This is a genomic window from Pseudomonas sp. GW460-LB5, from assembly GCF_059423245.1.
Map to the genome: position 1 here is coordinate 1 of NZ_JBWKXT010000083.1, position 20,415 is coordinate 20,415.

Annotated in this window: 14 protein-coding genes; 9 read left to right on the plus strand and 5 right to left on the minus strand. The window is 60.0% G+C overall.

What is annotated here, in order from left to right; translation table 11 throughout:
- The 4 genes from AC07XM_RS28885 to AC07XM_RS28900 all read left to right on the plus strand — a co-directional run.
- Positions 1-2,723, plus strand: a 2,723-nt coding sequence (locus AC07XM_RS28885; protein ID WP_495046021.1) for an RHS repeat domain-containing protein, incomplete at its 5' end; no start/stop codon positions are given.
- A gap of 239 nt (positions 2,724-2,962) precedes the next feature.
- Positions 2,963-4,906 (plus strand): hypothetical protein, encoded by a 1,944-nt coding sequence (locus AC07XM_RS28890; RefSeq protein WP_146024561.1) that lies wholly within the window; start codon positions 2,963-2,965, stop codon positions 4,904-4,906.
- Between the two features lie 214 nt (positions 4,907-5,120).
- Positions 5,121-7,235: an autotransporter outer membrane beta-barrel domain-containing protein gene (locus AC07XM_RS28895; protein ID WP_172455962.1), complete on the plus strand. Its 2,115-nt coding sequence runs from the start codon at positions 5,121-5,123 to the stop codon at positions 7,233-7,235.
- A 64-nt stretch (positions 7,236-7,299) separates the two neighbouring features.
- A complete protein-coding gene (locus AC07XM_RS28900) occupies positions 7,300-8,748 on the plus strand; it encodes a hypothetical protein (protein ID WP_102690108.1) in 1,449 nt (482 codons plus the stop codon).
- A gap of 9 nt (positions 8,749-8,757) precedes the next feature.
- Here the strand turns inward: AC07XM_RS28900 and AC07XM_RS28905 are convergent, their stop codons facing one another.
- The 3 genes from AC07XM_RS28905 to AC07XM_RS28915 form a co-directional block, all read right to left on the minus strand.
- Entirely contained in the window at positions 8,758-9,495 is a 738-nt protein-coding gene (locus AC07XM_RS28905; RefSeq protein ID WP_102690109.1) for a fimbrial biogenesis chaperone, read from the minus strand.
- 58 nt (positions 9,496-9,553) lie between these two features.
- Entirely contained in the window at positions 9,554-10,105 is a 552-nt protein-coding gene (locus tag AC07XM_RS28910) for a fimbrial protein (protein WP_102690110.1), read from the minus strand.
- A 169-nt stretch (positions 10,106-10,274) separates the two neighbouring features.
- Positions 10,275-10,685, minus strand: coding sequence for a PA2817 family protein (locus AC07XM_RS28915; protein WP_016485468.1), 411 nt, complete (start codon positions 10,683-10,685; stop codon positions 10,275-10,277).
- A gap of 142 nt (positions 10,686-10,827) precedes the next feature.
- Here AC07XM_RS28915 and AC07XM_RS28920 point away from each other — a divergent pair, with 142 nt between their 5' ends.
- The gene (locus AC07XM_RS28920; protein ID WP_102690111.1) at positions 10,828-12,351 is read left to right on the plus strand and encodes a hypothetical protein; all 1,524 of its coding nucleotides are present in this window, start codon (positions 10,828-10,830) and stop codon (positions 12,349-12,351) included.
- Positions 12,352-12,402: 51 nt separating this feature from the next.
- On the opposite strand, the gene AC07XM_RS28925 is transcribed toward AC07XM_RS28920, so the two are convergent.
- On the minus strand, positions 12,403-14,850 hold the full coding sequence (locus AC07XM_RS28925) for an acyl-CoA dehydrogenase (protein WP_102690112.1): 2,448 nt from the start codon (positions 14,848-14,850) through the stop codon (positions 12,403-12,405).
- 266 nt (positions 14,851-15,116) lie between these two features.
- Here AC07XM_RS28925 and AC07XM_RS28930 point away from each other — a divergent pair, with 266 nt between their 5' ends.
- From AC07XM_RS28930 to AC07XM_RS28940, 3 genes are all read left to right on the plus strand, one after another.
- A complete protein-coding gene (locus AC07XM_RS28930; RefSeq protein ID WP_023049045.1) occupies positions 15,117-15,740 on the plus strand; it encodes a glutathione S-transferase in 624 nt (207 codons plus the stop codon).
- Between the two features lie 135 nt (positions 15,741-15,875).
- The gene (locus tag AC07XM_RS28935; RefSeq protein WP_016485471.1) at positions 15,876-16,808 is read left to right on the plus strand and encodes an ABC transporter ATP-binding protein; all 933 of its coding nucleotides are present in this window, start codon (positions 15,876-15,878) and stop codon (positions 16,806-16,808) included.
- Positions 16,805-17,584, plus strand: coding sequence for an ABC transporter permease (locus tag AC07XM_RS28940; protein ID WP_016485472.1), 780 nt, complete (start codon positions 16,805-16,807; stop codon positions 17,582-17,584). The genes AC07XM_RS28935 and AC07XM_RS28940 overlap by 4 nt, the downstream gene beginning before the upstream one ends.
- Here AC07XM_RS28940 and AC07XM_RS28945 read toward each other — a convergent pair.
- On the minus strand, positions 17,468-18,094 hold the full coding sequence (locus AC07XM_RS28945; RefSeq protein ID WP_146024562.1) for a DUF2062 domain-containing protein: 627 nt from the start codon (positions 18,092-18,094) through the stop codon (positions 17,468-17,470). The genes AC07XM_RS28940 and AC07XM_RS28945 overlap by 117 nt on opposite strands.
- A gap of 142 nt (positions 18,095-18,236) precedes the next feature.
- Between AC07XM_RS28945 and AC07XM_RS28950 the strand changes: the two genes are divergently transcribed.
- The coding region (locus tag AC07XM_RS28950) for a DNA internalization-related competence protein ComEC/Rec2 (protein ID WP_102690360.1) at positions 18,237-20,415 on the plus strand (2,179 nt) is incomplete at its 3' end.

Consider the following 20,415-nt stretch of genomic DNA (forward strand, 5'->3'; position numbering starts at 1 on the left):
TGGAGTCCCAGGCCGCAGCACCGGTCTATCAAGGCGATGCGATCGACGAGCTCGCCACCCTGGCCGGCACGATCCACGCCCGGCACACTTACTACCCGCACACCGGCGAAGGCAGCGATTGCCCGGCCGACCCGCAGCTGTTCACCCGTAGCCGCAAGACCAGCACCGTGCACCCGGCCACCACCGGCGAAGGCCAGGCGCAGACCCTGCGCACCCGTTTCCGTTACCAGCACCTGCCAGCGCTGGGCGGCTCAGAGGTGGGCAAGGGCTGGCTCGAGGCCCATGAGGAAGACCTGATGCAGGTCATTGGGGAGCAGGAGCAGGGGCTGCAGTACACCGTCCGTCACTACGAGAACGCGCCTGCAACTGCACTGCAGCACGGCCGCATGACCCGGCAGGTGCAGACGCTCAATGGCTACGATACGAAAGTTGAGCACCGGTTCGCCAAACGCGCTGAGTTGGGTGATGAGGTGCTGGAGGAGGTGCGCACCTTCACCGGTTTCGACCATGGCCAAGCGCTTGATGATGGCACTATTCGCCACGCCCAGAAGGTATCTACCCTGCACCATTCTGTGTTCATCAACCAGCCCATGCTGAACTACGACGATAATGATGTGCAAATCGCTTACGCTTACGATGCCTTACGGCGTGTGATCAAGGAAACGGTCTCGCCAAATGACGAAGACTTGAAAGCCGAGCGCGAATACACCTATACCTTGGTCAGCGGGGCGGGCGGGCAGGCCGATCAAACCGCCAAGGATGTCAAGGGGGTGATTACCCGCACCCTGGTCGATGGGCTCAATCGGGTGGTCGCGCAGTCACGCCAGGACGCCGACAATGTTGACGTCAACAAGCGCGCCGGCTGGCGGCCGCGCTATGCTGCCCAATACGACGCGCTGGGCAATTTGGTTGGCGAAACCGATTTCGACTGGATGGACTACCCGGAGCAGCAACCCTGCGAGTTGGCGTTGCCGCGGCAGATGCTGTTCGATGGCTGGGGCCGGCAGTATTGCGAAATCGCAGCGGACAGGGTGCGTCACTTTGATCGCTACGATCCGATTGGCATCTCTGGCTCGCCAGGGCCCAGCCGAACGCAGTGGCGCGAGTCCGCTGATGGCACGCAGCGCAGCGCCAGAACCGTCACCTGGCTTACCCTGTTCGATGAGCCAGCGCGTGTCGAGCGGTTTGATGCCGACGCCAAGTCGTACAGCATCAACCTGACGTTCCATGATGGTTTGCAGCGCAAAGCGCGTGAAGTCAATGCTCGCAGTGAAACCCAGCGCTTTGTCTACGATGTATTCGATCGTCTGATGGATGAAACCCTCGCTGATGACAGCGTGGTGCACCGCGACTACGCCGAGCATAGCCGAGAGGATCTGCCTGTCCAGATCAGTGTCAACGGCATGGTGTTGGGCGAGCAGCGTTTCGATGGCCTGGACCGCATGGTCAAATCGATCACGGGTGGGCGGGTGCGCGAATTCGGTTTCAAGCCGGGCGAGATGAAACCCAGCACGGTCTTGACCCCAAGCAATCAACTGATCGAGTACCGCTATCAGCCTGAGCTCAGTGACGAACCGCAGTTGCGGCAGATCGTCGAGAAGGGGATCAAGGCCGACTACGAGTTCGACAACAAGAACGCGCGTCTGAAGCGCTGCGAGGAACTGGGGCTGGTACTGTCGCGTGAGTATTTCAGCCACGGGGAGGTCAAGAGCGAGACCCGGGAGTATGAGGGTGAAACCCATGTCATGCATTACCAGACCAGTTTGCTGGGGCGCCAGCTGGCTTACACCGACGTAGTCGGCGGGCAGCAGTCCTATGCCTACGACCGCTACGGCAGGCTGGACAAAACGACATTGGGCACGATGACGGCGAACTTCGAATACGATGGCCTTGGGCGGCTGTTCAAGACCCGGACCACGGAAGGTAGCCAATACCTTGAAACACGACTGGCATTTGACGAATTCGACAGAGAAGTGAAGCGTGAATTCGACACGGGCGCTACGCTGCAATCGCTGACCCAAGGTTACGATGCGGAAGATGCGATCGTGTGGAAGACACTGGGTGAAGGTGAAATCCTTGAAGTGTTACGCCATGAAACCTACGTATACGACATCCGTGGCCGGTTGCGCATCTATAATTGCGAGGGCCGCCTTTCTCCCGAGGACCCGTATGGCAATATCATACGGGAGCAGGTGTTCCGGTTTGATGAACTGGACAACATTACCCGGGTCAGTACGACCTATCCCGAAGGTAATAACCTGGCCAGGTACTACTTCGAGGAAGACGACCCGGCGCAACTGAGCCGCATCGAAAACAGCCATGCAGATTACCCGACCAATATCAAGCTGGAATATGACTGCGATGGCAATCTTACCTGCGACGATGCCGGGCGCAAGTTGACGTACGATGGGCTCGGGCGGCTGATCAGTGTGGAAGCCCCCCAATTGTTCGGCGAGGCGTTCGACCAACAGGGCAACCGTGTCTGGGACCAGGGTAATCGGCGATTCACGGCTGACGAGCAAGGCAATGTGATCAGGGTGGATGTGCCATCTGTAACACGCCCAGTCAGTGGCGTTAGGCGCAGACCAGGGGCTGGAGGGAAGCTGTTGTCAGCCTGGCGTGAAGAAAGCGGCAGGCTCTTGTGGTGTGACACCGTACAGCGCGCTGAAACTGCAGAGTATGGGTATGATGCGTTGGACAGATTGACCAGTCAGGCATATTAATCAGACCCTTTCAAATAGTTAGAAGCCCGCCGTAACAGGCGGGTTTTTTTATGGTGCCTCGCGCAAGGTCGAGGGAGCCAGTAACCGGAAATCCATGAATGAAATTTCTTAGGGTATGGCGGATTGTCAACTGATAAAAGTGCCAGTTGCGTGAGGGCAGTGCAGATACGAGTATGGACGAAAAGGGAGGTGGATTGTTCTGCGCCTCAATACAGCGTAAACCTTGTGCGAGGTTACACATGAACAGTGCCAAGAATTCAGGTTTCGTGCGCCACATGCGCAACGCCGGTGCACAACCCCTGGCAACGTTGGACGCCATGACGATCAAGGACGAACTGCTGGCGGTTCCAAAGGATAATACTGTGCTTGTGAAGTACCTCAGGGAGGAAGCATCGCGACTGATTATCACGATTGAAAATCCTTGGCAGATGCCGGGCCATCCTACTTTTCACGATACGCTGACGATTTTGCATGTGCAAACCGGTACAGAAATCACGACCGCAGAGTTTTTTCGGGGAGACGAAGGAAAATTCCCCTTTGATTGCGAAGTGCCAAAGGAATTGATTGCTAAGTGGGGGGAGGGTATAAATACCTTCACTTATGAAGTTGCGCATTACCATGGGGAGCATAGTGACTCGCTAGACCTTGAACTTATTTTCGACCGTGTGCCACCCTACAATCAGACTGCACCTACAAAAATCCCGGCTATCCCTGCAGTCACGGATGCCAACAAAGGCGGCGTCAAACTCGAACTGCCCGAATATGTTGACTACCAGCCTGGTGACCGGGTTGCCTACTGGTGGGAAGCATCGATTCCTGAAGACCCGTGGGGTGTTGACCCGGTCGGTATCGTGGAAGTTGGTGCACTACCGGCACAACTGCCTGTTTCAGCCGACGTGATCGAGAGGGTGGGGGATGGCGGTGTAATGGCTGTCTACGTCTTGCTGGACAAGGCAGGCAACAACAGCCACCTGTCAGATATCACCCACATCGGCGTCGCCCTAGGGGCGCTGCCCGCAAACCTCAAGGACCCGATCGTACCGCAGGCGGCGGATGGGGGAATCTACCAGCAGGATGCCTTTGACGGGGTTATTGTGCAGGTCCCCAAGTTTGACAACTGGAAACCCACCGACCAGGTGCGGGTTATTTGGGGCGAGCAGGCCCCTTCGGAGTGGCGGCCGGTCACTGACTCGCCGGTGTTCCCACTAGCGTTCTCCATCCATGCTGACACCTTGCTTGCGGACTACGGCGCAGACGGTACAGGGGATAAATCAACTTCCGTGGCCTATGAGGTTCGTCGCGGCACTGTGCTGCAAGGTTCGAAAAACATCGTTGTGAATGTCAACCTGGAGCAAATTGGCCCTGGTAACCCTAAGTGGCCGGATCCGTTGAATCCGGGGCTGGAGAAAGTCACGATCAACGGGGAATCGGGTGGGGAGAACCACTTGGTAGATCCTGGGGACTATGAACAGCCGGCAACGCTCACACTTCTAGTCAATGCCGCGCTCAAGCAGGGTGATGTGCTGACCTTTTATTGGGGCGATGCCTATATAGAAGGTATAGATCATGAAGTTCAGGATGGCGAACCCGGAACTGAAATAACCAAAACAGTCCCGTGGGACGTTATCAAGGCGCGAGGCGACGACACCGTGCTCGTTTATTACAGAGTGCAACGCCCAGGAAACCCGAACCCGATTCGCTCGGAAGAGACCCATGTGCTGGTAGAGGCTGTGGGTATTCATCCTGTTGCACCTGATTTCCTCGGGCTTAGCGAATTGGGTTGGTTGGACTGTAGATCGATTTACGTAGGTGAAGATGACGTGGAACCGGCAGTCCGTGTGAAAGTGCCAGACCTGGCCGAGCATGGTTTGAAGGACGAGGACCACGTATTTATGCAATGGTCCGCAGTGCATGATTATACTGGCGAAGATCCTGTGGCGGGCGCTGCGTTGGATGAAGAGTTAACTTGGGGGCAGATCAAAGCACAAGGTTATATCTGGAAAGTACCATTCGAAACATACGTGAAGCAAATTTATGACCCGGAGAATAATAGGCCCGATGGTCGTGCGCGAGCGAATTATTCGTTTGTTTTGAATGAAAAAACTTACGAGTCCCCCGTTCAGGAGACGATTGCTACCATGCATAACGGCCTAACAACCTGCGACTTGAGACCTAAACCGTAGGTGGAGTGGGGGGCGTAGAAAAGTCACGGATGAAGCCAAAGTGAAAATCAGAATTTTCCTACAGTTATTTCGGAACTGGACTTGTAATCTCGGGAATTCGTAGCGTCAGAACAGTTCATTTATACGAAGTATTAACGGGGTAAAATCCATGATTCCTGGACATGCAAGAATGCATCCGCTCGCCCACGCCTTACTATTGGCCTCGGCATTTTCAATGTCACAAGTCAGCCACGCGGTTACGATTGTCGATGATCAGTTGAACATTGGCCAAGATACGCCTCTTGACAGCTACCGCGTCAACCGGGGGGCGGAACTGGTTGCCGAAGGTGCCACAACCGAAAGGATCGATGTGCGTGCCGGTACGCTTCGGATGACCGACAGCACTGTCACGGGTAATGGCACTGATGCCGTTTCGTTGGTCAATGGGAATGCCATCATCTCTGGCAATTCGAAGGTTGTCAGCGACCGCGTCGGTTTGCGTTTGCAGCGTAGCGATCTCGAGGGGTCCACAGCGACAGTGGTCAACAGCCATGTGGAGGGGGGGCAAGGCGGTGCGCTGCTGTCGGCGAATTCTACCTTGAACCTGGAGGGCAGCACCTTGGTCGGAGATGGCACATCCAGTGCCGCCACGTTGTTTGGCAACGCCGCGCTAAATGCCCAAGGCAGCACCTTGACGGGGGCAGGCAGTGGCTTGGAGATAATCAGTGACAGTGCATTCACGGAACCCGCCAAGGTCACCCTGGTGGGCAGCACAGTGGAGGGCAAGGATGGCTCGGCGATTGTCGTCGGCGACTATCCTGGCAGGCCAGCGAAGGCCGCTGTCCAGGTAGGGCCCGGTTCGAGTCTGGTGGGCAGCAATGGCATCCTGCTGGAGGTGCTGGGCAACTCGGCAGCGACGATGGCTGTCGAGGGCAGTGCGTTGGTCGGCGATGTGAAGGTGGAAGCGGGCTCCAGTGCGAGCATCAGCCTCGACAAAGACGCAAGCCTGACCGGGCGCCTGGAAAACGTCGAGTCATTGTCCGTGGCCAACCGGGCGCGCTGGAATATGGTCGAAGACAGCACCGTTGGCAGCCTGGCCCTGAATGCAGGCTCGGTACGTTTTGGCGAAGCCGATCAGTACCAGCGCCTGACGGTTGGGGAGTTGAGTGGCAATGGCACCTTCATCATGGATGCCGATTTCAGCACCGGGCAAACTGACTTTCTTGAAGTGACCGGCTCTGCCACGGGTGCTCACAGCCTGCTGGTTGGCAGCAGCGGCGCGGATCCGCTGGAGGCAAGCCAGCTTCACCTGGTTCATGCTGGCAGTGGTGATGCACAGTTTTCGCTCCTCAACGGCTCGGTCGACCTTGGCGCGTTCTCCTATGAACTGGCGCAGCGGGGTAACGACTGGTTCCTGGATGGTTCGAGGAAGATCATCAGCCCGGGCACGGCGTCGGTGCTGGCCTTGTTCAACACCGCCCCTACTGTCTGGTATGGCGAACTCACCACGCTGCGTAGCCGTATGGGTGAATTGCGCCAGGATGAAGGCAAGGCGGGTGGCTGGGTCCGGGCATACGGCAACAAATTCAATGTATCGACCACAGCCGGCAGCGGCTATCAACAGGTCCAGCAAGGGTTCTCCATCGGTGCCGATGCCCCGCTGCCGGTGGGTGATGGGCAGTGGCTGGTCGGGGTCATGGCGGGCCATAGCAGTTCGGACCTGAACCTTGATCGCGGGGCTTCGGCCGACGTGAAAAGCTATTACCTGGGGCTTTACAGCACGTGGCTGGATGCCGCGAGCGGGTATTACTTCGACGGTGTCGTCAAACTCAACCGGTTTGACAACTCCTCCGAGGTGACCCTCAGTGATGGCAAGCGTACCAAGGGTGATTACGACAACCTCGGGCTGGGCGTGTCTGCCGAGTTCGGCCGCCATGTCGAACTGGGCAATGGCTATTTCGTCGAGCCCTACACCCAATGGTCGGCCGTCAGTATCGAAGGCAAGGATTACCAGCTGGATAACGGCCTGCGGGCAAATAGCGACGATACCCGCTCGCTGCTGGGCAAAGTCGGCGCTACCGTGGGCCGTACCTACGACCTTGGCCAAGGGCGCTTCGCCCAGCCATACGTGCGCCTCGCATACGCTCATGAGTTCGTCAACAGTAACGACGTCAAAGTCAATGACAACCGTTTCGACAACGACCTGTCCGGCTCACGTGGTGAACTGGGGGCGGGGCTGGCGATATCACTTAACGAGCGGCTGCAACTGCATGCCGATTTCGACTACAGCAATGGTGAACACATTGAACAGCCCTGGGGGGCGAATGTCGGGGTGCGCTACAGCTGGTGAGGCATTAGTACAGGGTAGGCATTGGGCCTACCCTTTTTTTTCGCCATTGAGCCAGGAGACCGCTATGGATAATGCAGACATCGTTCGAGTGAGGGTCGCCAATGCCCTGCCGGCGCCCACCGCCCCCGCTGCTCTGCCGAACATCCCGGGGGGTGTACCGAACCTGATGCCCATCAAGGCATTGGCCGACCCTGTGCGTCTCGAGTTCACGTTGTGGCAGCATTCCAGGCCGACGCCGACGGAACCCGAGTCGGTCGAAATTTTCTGTGAGGGTGTCAAGGTAGGCGACAGGAGATGGACTCAGCCATTACCAGAAAGTGAACGTTTCGTGGAAATCACGCCCGACTGCTTCAGCGAAGGCACGTTGCAGTTTCACTATGTGGGGCATGTCTATAACGCCAGCGAACTGCGTTCAGATGACCTCACACTGACAGTCGACAAGACCCCGCCGGTGCTGGGCGCCAACAATGGGCGTTTGCAGTTTCCCGAACTGGGTGACAGCGACCTGACGGAAGATTTCCTGCTCACCCACGGTAATCGTCTGCTGGCCCTGATGCCTGACTACCAGGGCGCAGCGCCGGGGGATGTCATCATCTATTACTGGGACAGCGAACCGTTTGAAAACAACGAGGTCGACCGTTGGGTGCTCACCCGCGAGGACCTTGCAAAACCTTTGGAGTTTGCCTACACAGGCGAAGTGATCGTTGATCGAGGGGATGGGATGCGTTATGCGCAGTACCTCATCGAGGATCGCGCTGGTAATGCCAGCCAGGTCGCGACGCCATCGGTCCTGGAGGTAGCTGCGCAGCCGGCGCCGCGTGTACTGCCGGCTTTGGAAGTGCCGTTGTTGGGCCAGTCGGCCGAGCTGGAGCTGAGAAAGCTCAACGCCGCGCTTGATGTGAGCATTCCGCAGGCTGCGGTCATAAAACCGGGTGAGGCCTTCGAGTTGCTCTGGGGCGACGAGGAGTGCTTCGGCGCCTGGCGTGAGGAAGGTGTCCCAGGAAAGAACGATTACGCCGTTCCGTTGCGTAATGTGGTGGCCATGGCCAGCAAGCAAGCACAGTTGTACTACCGGGTGCTGGTGGGTGACGAGCCACTGCCTTCAGATACACGCAGTGTCAAAGTGACCCCTACTCCAACGGCCAATATGCCTACGCCACAGCTCGGCGGACGCTCAGGAGGCAACCTGGACGTAGGAGGGTTGACCTCGGATCCTTTGGTCACGCTGGGAACGTGGTTGCACATCAGCGTCGATCAACGGGTATCGCTCCAGGCAGAGGGATTATCCCGCAACGGCCAGGTACTCCACCCTATTCTGGTCAATTACAAGTTGTCTGAAACCGATGTGGCCGAAGGTATCGGTAGCGGCGTGCCAGTGCCTATTCCGCTGTCATACCTCCGCCAGTTGGTTCCCGGCTCACAGCTGGAGGTCACCGCCAAGCTCAGCTACGACAATGGTACAACCTGGCCACTACTGCCCAATTTTGGCAGGCTCTGGATGAACATACAATGAATGGCCGCGTTACTGGACCGCGACGGGCAGAGGCACCGTGATGGCTGGCGTGATCCCGCCGTAATCATTGTACGCATTGAGCGTCAATGAAAGGTCGTCCGACTCCGTGGTGCTGGCAAGCGTGTAGGTTTGGCGCCCGAACGGCGCTACCATTTCGCGCCCTTTGAGCGGTTCTGTCTTGCCCTTGCCCTTGACTTCGAGCATGCCGAACGTGAAGTGGAACGGCGAGGGGTTGTCGACCACCAGGCGCAGTTGGCCCTCGAGGCGCTGCACTGACCACTTCAGGTCTTTGAGGTGGGTTTGCGGGTTGCCTTTGAGCTGGCTCGGCCGGTAAAACAGCTTGATCCGGGTGCGCAAGGCGATGTTGAGGGTATTACGCTCATTGGCCTCGGCCTGGGGGATTTCTTGCAGGTTGAAGAAAAACAGCGACTCGCGATCTTGCGGCAGGTCATTGGGCAGGCGGTTGATCTGTACCGACTGCTCATCGCCCGGTTGTATGCGGAACAGGGCGGGAGAGGCGACCAACGGCACGGCCGTGGTGGTGTCGTCCGTTTCGGTGTTGACCCACGCTTGCGCCGCGTAGGTTTTCGTACTGGGATTGCCGACTGTGACGGAACTGCTGTTCTTGTCGCTTTCGTGGATGATGCGGCTGTTGCTGAGTGTTAGAGCTGCGTGAGCGCTGTTCAGGCAGCCGAGCAACGCGAACAGACAGGCGGCAGAGCGCAGCCGGGGAGAAGTGAATGACATTGTGTAAGCCTGGCGGTTGAGAGCAAGGACCGGGTGCTGGTGCACCCGGCGTGCTGCGTTATGGAAGGTTAACGACGAAATTCACGTTGGCGAGCGCAGACCCTTCCCTGACCGGTGTGTTGATGGCCTCGTAATGGGCGGAGAACCGCATGAGCGTGGGAGCAAGTTCGTCCAGCAGGTACATCGCCGAGGTATCTCCCGGGGCGAGGCGGGTATCGTTCTTGTCGCGGATCGAGATGGCGAGATCCGGGGTCGAGGTACCGCCAGCCACGAGCGGGAACAGGTCGGTTGCTGGGCCGACAGGGCTGCCTACGGCATTAAAAGTGACATCCACTTCTGTGCCGATAGGGATACTGCACTCAGCGGTGGGTGTGATCTTGAGGGCGAACTCACGAGGCTCGGTCTTATCGCCGACGTTTTTGAAGTGGCTTGTGTATGGATGGCCCAGTTCAACGCGGGCAGGGAGCCCGGAAGTGGGGTCAACCACCTCGATGGGGCATGGGCCCCCATCGCTCACTGAGCCATAGAAACTGATAGTGCCTGTTGCCGGTGCTGCCATGGCGGCAGTGCTGGCGAACGCCAGTGCCAGAGGGATGATGGCTATCTTCATTGATGTGCTTCCTACGCTGTTGGTTGGCGTGCGCCAAACGCACGGCACTTTCTGTATTTATCCAGTGCGCCGTACAGGGTAGGGATGGTGATTGCTTGGGGCTGTAGGTCGAGTCATGCAAACCGATGGGCATTTTCGACAGACCCCTACCACTAGCAGGGGCTCCCGGTCATTGGTTCTGGCTGTTACCTGACAGGCTAAGCAGTTGCTTGTGCTGGTGCCAGTCGAAAGGTTCGCCGCGTTCACCGGCTTCGTAGCGCAGTTCCTCAAGTTGTTGATACAGCGCGAGTTCCTCGTCGGGCATGTAGTGCAGGCAGTCGCCACCGAAGAACCACAACAGGTCGCGTGGCACCAAGTGGGCAATTTGAGGGTAGCGCTGGACTACCTGGCAGAGCAGGTCTTGGCCCAGATACTGGCTTTCCAGCGGGTCTTGCGGCAGCAGGGTGAGCATTTCGTCGAAGCGTTCGAGGAACAGGCCGTGGCTCTCCTGCGGTACCTGCTCGGCTTCACCCAGTGCCACCAGGATAGTGCGCAGGTGGTTCAGCAGTTGCAGGTGGTATTCCAGATGTGGGTTGGCCATAAGGCGGTCCTCGGGGTGTAAAAAACGAGGTTGAAGTATACGCGTGACCGACGAGCAGGGGCACGTACTGATAGTTTTGCCAGTTGTAGGGCTCAGCGAGGCGGGTCTAGTGTTCGCTTACACCTGACCTGGGAGAGCAAGCATGGCGATGGATAACGAACACAACCAATCGTCCTCTGAACTGAATGGGTGGGACGGGCTGATCATGGTCAGCGTAAACCAACTGAACACTGCGTTGGCTAAAGCACACGAGCAAACTGATTCTCAGCCCTTGATGCTTGAAACGATCATTACCCCTGGCCAGACCTGGTTCAGGTCCTACGGCGTAGTGGGGGCTCCTTTGCTTGCTGTGGGTAGCACTGCGGGTTCAGCGGCTTCTACATCGTTGTCCCGTGTGCTCTCGGAAGCTGTCGAATTGATCATGGGCAAGAATTCGGGAGTGCCCGTCAGAAGCGTCATGCAGGTCAGTAAACCCAGCCGTGACGCGCTATTGCGGGCGGATTTCCTCCTGGCTGAACGTGAGGGCACCTATCGGCCGGACGGGCTAGTGGTGCTTAGCGACGTGCCTGCTGCTGATTACCACCTGATTCGAGATGGCCAGGACGATACGCTTATGGCTGCCAGATATGCGCAGGCGCTGCGTAGTATCAATGATTCCCTCATGAGTTTGGGTAGGCAACAGTACAACTCGCCACTGTTTGCCAATGCTTCGTTCAAACTCACCGTCGTCAAGCCAATTATTTATAGTGAAGAGCTCGTACTGTATTTTTCGTTTTCGCAAGCAATACGCGACACGTTGCGATCTGCTGTACCAACGACTCCAGTTCATCGGGTCGAACACGATAAAAACCACTCATTCATGGTCCAGGTGCGCATGGCCACGAAGCGCGTTCCCGGGGACGCAGAAAGCGAGTGGCTACTGAACCTGCCTTATATCATCTATCCCTATCAGACGCTCAGGGCAGGGCAGTGGCAGCCCATTTCAGAAGAGATCTACCAGATGATCTTCTTGCCAAGGCTGTCTTTACCGGATGCGATCACAGTACGTGCTGAACCGCTGGATGCAATAAAGGACATCAATCCGATCATCACGGTGGTTCAGCGCGGATCGGTGCGTTACCCCATGCAGGTGGCGATGACTCACCCCGCAGGCGTCTCTTTGATAGGAGACGTCCGCGGTACTTTGCAGCGCGAGGCTGGGGTATGGTTCTATAAATCGCCACCCGTCCTGCCAGCATCGAGTGTGACGCCTGACGACGACAGTAAAACCGTACCCTTGGCCGTCTTGAAGGCAGGCGATCTGGTCCCGGTAAATATTGACATCGCACAAATTGATGGCGGTGGGGCGTCAGCTTCCGCAGCTTTTCTTATCTTCAACATGACACCCACTCATTTCTTACGCCTGGGGAAGGTCCAGGGGAAGCTGCAGCTGTCACTGTGTTTCATTAACAAAAACGATGTCGAGGAGGTTGTCGACCCCGCAGATATTGAGTGGACGGTGTTGGCGGGCAACGGCTCGGTTTCTCAAGAGGGCCTGTACACCCCTGGTACGGATTTGCGTGGCTGTTCGGCTATTTTGGCCGTCGAGTCGGATAACCGTAGATGGTACTGGGCGGTCGCCGTGTTGCCGCCGCTAGCTGTCGATCAGTTGGTGGATCTGCAATGAGCCACACCAATGCGCGCCCCCGGCGTTGCCGGGAGCGCGTGCAGTGTGCAGTCAGCGCACTTGGCCTTTGGTTGGTAGCAGCGTTTGTGGGTCGAAGGCATCCACATCGATCACCAGTCTTCGCGCGGCTTCCAACGCTTGCAGCCGCTGGCACTCGCTCTGCTGAAGGATGCCCGCCTCAACTGCCGCGTCGATTGACGATTGCCCATGTCGAGGCTTCACTTTGCCGTCCTTCAGCGCCTGATGCAGTTCCTTGCGCGCGGGCGCTGTTTCATCCAGCAAATCGCTTGCCCGTTGCAGCTGCGCCACCGGGTCGCCTTTGGCCTGCGGCCTGAAGCAGCCCGCCAGCAGCTCTTCCAGCGCCGGATCGCCCTTGCTGCGCCCTATCAGCGCCGCAATCTCGGCATCCAGTTCGTCGCTTGGCCCGGTGTGGCGGCGGCCGAAGGGGAAAACCAGCAGGCGTAGTGCGCAGCCAACGAAACGGTTAGGAAAATTGTCGAGCAGCTGATCAAGAGCTTTTTCCGCCTGGCCCAGGCTTTCTTCCATGGCCCAGCGCAGCAAGGGTTGCATATGCTCGGGTGAGCCCAGGTCGTGATAGCGCTTGAGCGCGGCGCTGGACAGGTACAGGTAGCTGAGCACATCGCCCAGGCGCGCGCTAAGGCGTTCGCGGCGCTTGAGCGCACCGCCCAGCAGCATCATCGACAGGTCAGCCAGCAGGGCGAAGGCGGCGGCCTGACGGTTGAGGGCACGGAAGTAACCTTGGCTCAAGGCATCCCCAGGTACTGGCTCGAAGTGCCCAAGGCCCAGGTTGAACACCAGCGTGCTGGCGGCATTGCCGGCTGCGAACATGATGTGTTTCATCAGCAGGTCGTCGAACGCTATCAGTGCCTGCTCCCGGTCTTCGCGCCCGGCCAAGGCCATTTCCTTCAGCACGAATGGATGGCAGCGGATGGCACCCTGGCCGAAGATCATCAGGTTGCGCGAGAGAATGTTCGCGCCCTCGACCGTGATGAAGATCGGCGCCCCTTGCCAGTTGCGACCCAGGTAATTGTTGGGGCCCATGATGATGCCTTTGCCGCCGTGCACGTCCATGGCGTGCTGAATGCATTCGCGGCCACGTTCGGTAAGGTGGTACTTGAGGATTGCCGACAGCACCGAAGGCTTCTCGCCCAGGTCCACGGCCTTGGCGGTCAGCAGGCGAGCGCTGTCCATCAACCAGGCGTTGCCGCCAATGCGTGCCAGCGATTCCTGGATACCCTCGAAGGCCGCCAGCGGCACGTTGAACTGCTCGCGTATGTTCGCGTACTGGCCAGTGACCAGGCTGGTGTACTTGGCCGCACCAGTGCCGACCGCTGGTAGGGAAATGGAGCGCCCTACCGACAGGCAGTTCATCAGCATCATCCAGCCCTTGCCGAGCATGGCTTGGCCGCCTATCAGCATGTCCAGCGGCACGAACACGTCCTTGCCGCTGTTGGGGCCGTTCATGAAGGCCGCGCCCAGCGGCAGGTGGCGTTTGCCGATCTCGACACCGGGGGTGTCGGTGGGGATCAGGGCCAGGCTGATACCCAGTTCCTCCTGCTCGCCCAGCAAGTGGTCCGGGTCGTAGGCCTTGAATGCCAGGCCCAGCAAAGTCGCGACCGGGCCCAGGGTGATGTAGCGCTTTTCCCAGTTCAGGCGCAGGCCCAGCACTTCTTCGCCGCGCCACTGGCCCTTGCAGATGATGCCGGTGTCGGGCATGGCGCCCGCGTCGGACCCGGCCAGGGGGCCGGTGAGTGCGAAGCAGGGGATCTCATCGCCGCGGGCCAGGCGTGGCAGGTAGTGGTTGCGTTGTTCATCGGTGCCGTAATGCAGCAGCAGTTCGGCCGGGCCGAGGGAGTTGGGCACCATGACCGTGGAGGCCAGGTCGCCACTGCGTGTGGCCAGTTTCATCGCAACCTGCGAGTGCGCGTAGGCAGAGAAGCCCTTGCCACCGTATTCCTTGGGAATGATCAGGGCGAAGAAGCCGTTCTCCTTGATGTGCTGCCAGGCTTCGGGCGGCAGGTCCAGGTCCTGGCCGATCTGCCAGTCGCTGACCATGGCGCACAGTGCTTCCGTAGGCCCATCGATGAACGCCTGCTCTTCTTCGGTCAGCTTTGGTGCCGGGTAGGCCAGCAGGGTGCGCCAGTCTGGGCGGCCGCTGAACAGTTCACCGTCCCACCAGACCGTGCCAGCATCGATGGCTTCGCGCTCGGTTTGCGACATGGGTGGCAGGGTGCGCTGGAACCAGCGGAACACCGGAGCGGTAAACACTTTGCGCCGCCACTCCGGCAGTGCCACCAAAGCGATCTTCAGGGCCAGCACCACCCAGATCAGGGCCAGTAGCCAGCCAGGGGCACTGCTGAAAATGCCCATCAGCAGCACATAGGCCGCCATGATGCCGAGAATCTGCAAGGGCGCCAGGCGCCGGTGCGTGAGGTACGCCGCGCCGATCACCAGCACTACCAACCACAACAGCAACATAATCGGTCCTCCTTGGAACCAAGGGCTTGAGCCGTCCCAGACAGCTTAGACGCAATGCTGTGAACGGCAGCTTCAGAACAGTGACAGGGTGTGGCGGTGGGAGTTTCAGTTCATTTGTTCGTGAGTGCCGGCCTCTTTGCAGGCATACCCGCTCTCATTGAACAACGTATTGATTGTGGGAGCGGGCTTGCCCCGCGAAGAGGCCGGTACAGGCGGCGAAGGTCTGGAGTAGACTGCACGATCTCCGCATTCATAAGGACGTTGCCATGCTGAAGATCTGGGGCCGCAAGAATTCGAGCAATGTGCGCAAGGCGCTGTGGATCGCCCACGAGTTGGGCCTGGATTTCGAGTCCATCGACGCCGGCGGCGCTTTCGGTGTGGTCAACGAACCGCATTACCGCGCCCTCAACCCCAACGGCCTGGTGCCCATGCTCGAAGATGGCGACCTGGTGCTGTGGGAATCCAATACCATCGTCCGCTACTTGTGCGCCGAATACGGCGCGGAGCAGGGCTGGTACCTGGACGACCCGCGCCAGCGCGCCCTGGCCGACAAGTGGATGGACTGGACAACCTCGTCACTCGCCACCCCGTTCCGCCCGCTGTTCTGGGGCCTGCTGCGCACGCCTGAAGACCAGCGCGACTGGGTGGCGATCAACGCCGCGCACAAGCAATGTGCCCAGTTGCTGGCCATTGCTGACGAAACCCTGGCCAAACAACCTTACCTGTCCGGTGACCAGATCGGCATGGGCGACATCCCACTGGGTAGCTTTGTCTATGCCTGGTTTGAAATGCCCATCGAGCGCCCGGCCATGCGCCACCTCGAAGCCTGGTATCAACGTCTGAAACAGCGCCCGGCCTACCAGGCGGCAGTGATGACTGCACTGACCTGAACCTGCTTCGATAGTCATTATCAATAGATGTGACTGTACTTGTGCGGCATGGCCTTGCACCATGGCCGCACTCACTGCGCCAGTGACTTCGCCTGGCGTGTCCTGAACCATTCTTTATTCGGTACGTGACCCGCTATGAGTTCTGCCCTGTCCATCCGACAGCTGACCAAGACCTACGGTAATGGCTTCCAGGCCCTCAAGGGCATCGACCTGGATGTTGCCGAAGGTGACTTCTTCGCCTTGCTTGGCCCCAACGGCGCCGGCAAATCCACCACCATCGGCATCCTCTCGACCTTGGTCAACAAGACCAGCGGTACGGTCAACGTGTTCGGCCATGACCTGGACCGTGAGCCGGCGGCGCTCAAGCGCTGCCTGGGTGTGGTGCCGCAGGAATTCAACTTCAACCAGTTCGAGAAAACCTTCGACATCGTTGTGACCCAGGCCGGCTACTACGGCATCCCGCCGAAGCTGGCCAAGGAACGCGCCGAGCAGTACCTGACCCAGCTCGGCCTGTGGGACAAACGCGATGTGCAGTCGCGCTCGTTGTCGGGCGGGATGAAGCGCCGGTTGATGATTGCCCGTGCACTGATCCACGAGCCGCGCCTGCTGATCCTCGACGAGCCGACCGCCGGGGTAGACATCGAGTTGCGCCGCTCGATGTGGAGCTTTCTCACCGAGCTCAACCAGAAGGGCATCACCATCATCCTGACTACCCACTACCTGGAAGAAGCCGAGCAGCTGTGCCGTAACATCGGCATCATCGACCACGGCACCATCGTCGAGAACACCAGCATGCGCAAGCTGCTGGGCAAGCTGCATGTCGAGACCTTCGTCCTCGACCTCAGGCAGGACCTGGCCCAGGCGCCGGCCCTGCAGGGCTACCCATGCCGCCTGCTGACGCCGCACACCCTTGAAGTGCAGGTGGACAAGGACATTGGCATTACCGCGCTGTTCGGCCAGCTGGCGCTGCAGAACATCGAGGTGCAGAGCCTGCGCAACAAGACCAACCGACTTGAGGAGCTGTTTGTGTCCCTGGTGGAAAAAAACCTGTCGAAGGTGGCCGTATGAGTGTGGAACTGCGCACCAACTGGGTCGCCCTGAACACCATCGTCTACCGCGAGGTGCGGCGCTTCTTGCGCATCTGGCCGCAAACCTTGCTGCCGCCTGCCATCACCATGGTCCTGTACTTCGTCATCTTCGGTAACCTGATCGGCCGGCAGATCGGCGATATGGGTGGCTTCACCTACATGCAGTACATCGTGCCGGGGCTGATCATGATGTCGGTGATTACCAACTCTTACGGCAACGTGGTGTCGAGCTTCTTCGGCAGCAAGTTCCAGCGCTCGATCGAAGAGCTGATGGTGTCGCCGGTGTCGCCGCACACCATTCTCGTCGGCTATGTGCTGGGGGGCGTGCTGCGCGGCCTGGCGGTCGGTGTGATCGTGACCATCCTGTCGATGTTCTTTACCGACCTGCAGGTGCACCACCTGGGCGTGACCGTGGTCGTGGTGCTGCTGACGGCCACCATCTTCTCGCTGCTGGGGTTCGTCAACGCCGTGTTTGCACGCAACTTCGACGATATCTCGATCATTCCGACCTTTGTGCTGACGCCGCTGACCTACCTGGGCGGGGTGTTCTACTCGATCAACCTGTTACCGCCATTCTGGCAGACCGTATCGCTGGCAAACCCGGTGCTGCACATGGTCAACTCGTTCCGCTACGGCATCCTAGGGGTGTCGGATATCAGCATTGGCACGGCGATCACCTTCATGCTGGTGGCCACCGCTGTGCTCTACGCGTTGTGCATCCGGCTGCTGGTCAGCGGCCGCGGCATGCGTGCATGAGCAACGGAGCTTGCGCCGGCGCCACTGCCGGCCAATCCACCAGCGCCAGTACAGCAGGGTGGTGAAGTAGGCGACGATGCCCAGCACCACCCCGCACACCACCGAACCCAGCAGGAACGGCTGCCACACGGTGGCAAGCTGGTCGGTGATCCACTCGAAGGTCAATTCGTCGGGCAAGGTGCGCGGCGGCACCTGCATCAGCCAGGCGCCGGTCATGTAGGTGACGAAGAACACCGGCGGCATGGTCAGCGGGTTGGTCAGCCACACCAGGCTGACGGCGATCGACAGGTTGCCGCGTACCGGGATTGCCAGCGCCGCCGCCAGCAGCATCTGCATGGGGATGGGAATCAGCGCCGCGAACAGGCCCACCCCCATGGCCCGCGCCACCGAGTGGCGGTTCAGGTGCCAGAGGTTGGGGTCGTGCAGCAGCTTGCCGAAAAAGCGTAAGGACTTGTGTTCCCGAATGCTGGTCGGGTCCGGCATGTAGCGTTTGAAAAGTCGGCGCGGCATGTAGGCTCCCGGAGCGTTGACCCGGGCAGTATGCCTTTAATCCTGCTCGGCCTCGTTTAGAGTTTGTGACAATTGTTGAGCAAGCGTTGCCGGCAATTGAGCTATGCCTCAGGGGGTGATTTACCTTCTGGAGCTCTACCTCATGCGCACAGGGATGTTTGCGCTCGCGCTCGGGCTGTTGTGCCCGGGCTTTTTCCCCGCATTGCCATCGGTCGGATGGTTGATAACGCTGGCTGCCTGCGCGGCCGTCAGCGTGTTTACCCGCGTTTGGCCATTGGGCTGTTTTGTGCTGGGGCTGTGTTGGGCGTGCTGGTCTGCCCAGCAGGCCCTTGACGATCGCCTGGCTGCCGGCCTGGACGGCCGCACCTTGTGGCTGGAGGGGCGGGTGGTCGGCCTGCCAGCGCGAACTGCGCAGGGGGTGCGCTTCGAGCTGGAGGCGGCACGCTCGCGGCGGGCCGAACTGCCGCAACGGCTGCAACTGAGCTGGTTCGATGGGCCGCCGCTGCGGGCGGGCGAGCAGTGGCGGCTGGCGGTGACCTTGCAGCGCCCGGCCGGGCTGCTCAACCCACATGGGCCCGACCGGGAGGCGCAACTGCTGGCGCGGCGGGTGGGCGCCACCGGTACGGTAAAAGCCGGGCAGCTGCTGGCGCCGGTAAGCGGTGGTTGGCGCGATGCGCTGCGTCAGCGCTTGCTGGTGGTCCAAGCCAATGACCGGCAGGCCGCATTGGTGGCACTGGTGCTGGGTGACGGCGCTGGCCTGGCCCGGGAGGACTGGCAGACGTTGCAGGCCACCGGTACGGTGCACTTGCTGGTTATTTCTGGCCAGCACATCGGCCTCGTGGCCGGTCTGCTGTACGGCCTGGTGGCCGGGCTGGCGCGTTGGGGGCTGTGGCCCGCCCGGTTGCCGTGGCTGCCCTGTGCCTGTGCCCTGGCCATGGCGGCGGCGTTGGCCTACGGCTGGCTGGCCGGTGCGGGTGTACCGGTGCAGCGTGCCTGCCTGATGCTGGCGGTAGTGCTGTTGTGGCGCCTGCGTTTTCGCCACCTCGGCGCAATGCTGCCGCTATTGCTGGCGCTGGTCGCGGTGCTGCTGGTCGAACCCTTGGCGGCGCTGCTGCCTGGGTTCTGGCTGTCGTTTGCCGCAGTGGCCACGCTCATCTACTGCTTCAGCGGCCGTTTGGGCGGTTGGCGGCCCTGGCAGGCCTGGACGCGCGCGCAATGGGTGATCGCCATCGGCTTGCTGCCGGTGTTGCTGGCCACAGGTTTACCGGTGAGTCTGAGTGCGCCGCTGGCCAATCTTGTCGCGGTGCCATGGGTCAGCCTGGCGGTGTTGCCGTTGGCGTTGCTGGGGACGTTGCTGCTGCCGCTGGGTGGGGTAGGGGAAGCGTTGCTGTGGCTGGCGGGTGGCCTGCTGGATGGGCTGTTCCGGCTGTTGGCGTTGGTGGCGCATCAGCGCCCGGCGTGGCTGGCCCCGGCCTTGCCGTTGTGGGCCTGGCTGCTGGTATTGCTGGGTGCGCTGCTGGTGCTGCTGCCTCGTGGCGTGCCTTTGCGGGGGTTGGGTGGGGTCATGTTGTTGGCGCTGTGGGTGCCCAGGGAGCCGGTGCCGCTCGGCCAGGTCGAGGTCTGGCAGCTAGACGTTGGCCAAGGGCTGGCGGTGCTGTTGCGTACCCGGCATTACAACCTGCTGTACGACGCCGGGCCGGCCAGAGGGGAGACCGACCTGGGCGAGCGGGTGGTGCTCCCGACCTTGAGCAAGCTGGGGGTGGGCAGCCTGGACTTGATGGTCATCAGCCATGCGCATGCCGACCATGCGGGCGGTGCTGCGGCCATACAGCGTGGGCTGCCGGTCAGGCGGCTGATCGGGGGGGAAGCGCTGGATGATGTGCCGTTGCAGCCTTGTGCCAGTGGCGAACAATGGAACTGGGATGGCGTGCGCTTTTCGCTGTGGCGCTGGGCGGACGGGCAGAGTAGCAATGACCGTTCCTGTGTCTTGCTGGTAGAGGCGCAGGGTGAGCGCTTGCTGCTGGCGGGGGATATGGAAGCTGCGGCCGAACGGGCCTGGCTGGCAGACACAGAAATGCCGCGTATCGACTGGTTGCAGGCACCGCATCATGGCAGCCGCAGTTCGTCCACCGAGGCGTTCATCCGGGCTAGTGCGCCGCGCGGGGTATTGATTTCGCGAGGGCGTAACAACAGCTTCGGGCACCCGCATGTGCAGGTAATGGAGCGTTATCAGCGGCATGGTCTGGCGGTGCATGACACGGCGGTGGAGGGGGCGTTGCGGTTGGTGTTGGGGCGGCATGGGGAGGTTGAGGGTATCAGGG

Bases quoted from the DNA above. Each gene is read 5' to 3' on its own strand.
- AC07XM_RS28890 (WP_146024561.1), top strand. From the start codon at position 2,963: ATGAACAGTGCCAAGAATTCAGGTTTCGTGCGCCACATGCGCAACGCC.
- AC07XM_RS28895 (WP_172455962.1), top strand. From the start codon at position 5,121: ATGTCACAAGTCAGCCACGCGGTTACGATTGTCGATGATCAGTTGAAC.
- AC07XM_RS28900 (WP_102690108.1), top strand. From the start codon at position 7,300: ATGGATAATGCAGACATCGTTCGAGTGAGGGTCGCCAATGCCCTGCCG.
- AC07XM_RS28905 (WP_102690109.1), bottom strand. From the start codon at position 9,495: ATGTCATTCACTTCTCCCCGGCTGCGCTCTGCCGCCTGTCTGTTCGCG.
- AC07XM_RS28910 (WP_102690110.1), bottom strand. From the start codon at position 10,105: ATGAAGATAGCCATCATCCCTCTGGCACTGGCGTTCGCCAGCACTGCC.
- AC07XM_RS28915 (WP_016485468.1), bottom strand. From the start codon at position 10,685: ATGGCCAACCCACATCTGGAATACCACCTGCAACTGCTGAACCACCTG.
- AC07XM_RS28920 (WP_102690111.1), top strand. From the start codon at position 10,828: ATGGCGATGGATAACGAACACAACCAATCGTCCTCTGAACTGAATGGG.
- AC07XM_RS28925 (WP_102690112.1), bottom strand. From the start codon at position 14,850: ATGTTGCTGTTGTGGTTGGTAGTGCTGGTGATCGGCGCGGCGTACCTC.
- AC07XM_RS28930 (WP_023049045.1), top strand. From the start codon at position 15,117: ATGCTGAAGATCTGGGGCCGCAAGAATTCGAGCAATGTGCGCAAGGCG.
- AC07XM_RS28935 (WP_016485471.1), top strand. From the start codon at position 15,876: ATGAGTTCTGCCCTGTCCATCCGACAGCTGACCAAGACCTACGGTAAT.
- AC07XM_RS28940 (WP_016485472.1), top strand. From the start codon at position 16,805: ATGAGTGTGGAACTGCGCACCAACTGGGTCGCCCTGAACACCATCGTC.
- AC07XM_RS28945 (WP_146024562.1), bottom strand. From the start codon at position 18,094: ATGCCGCGCCGACTTTTCAAACGCTACATGCCGGACCCGACCAGCATT.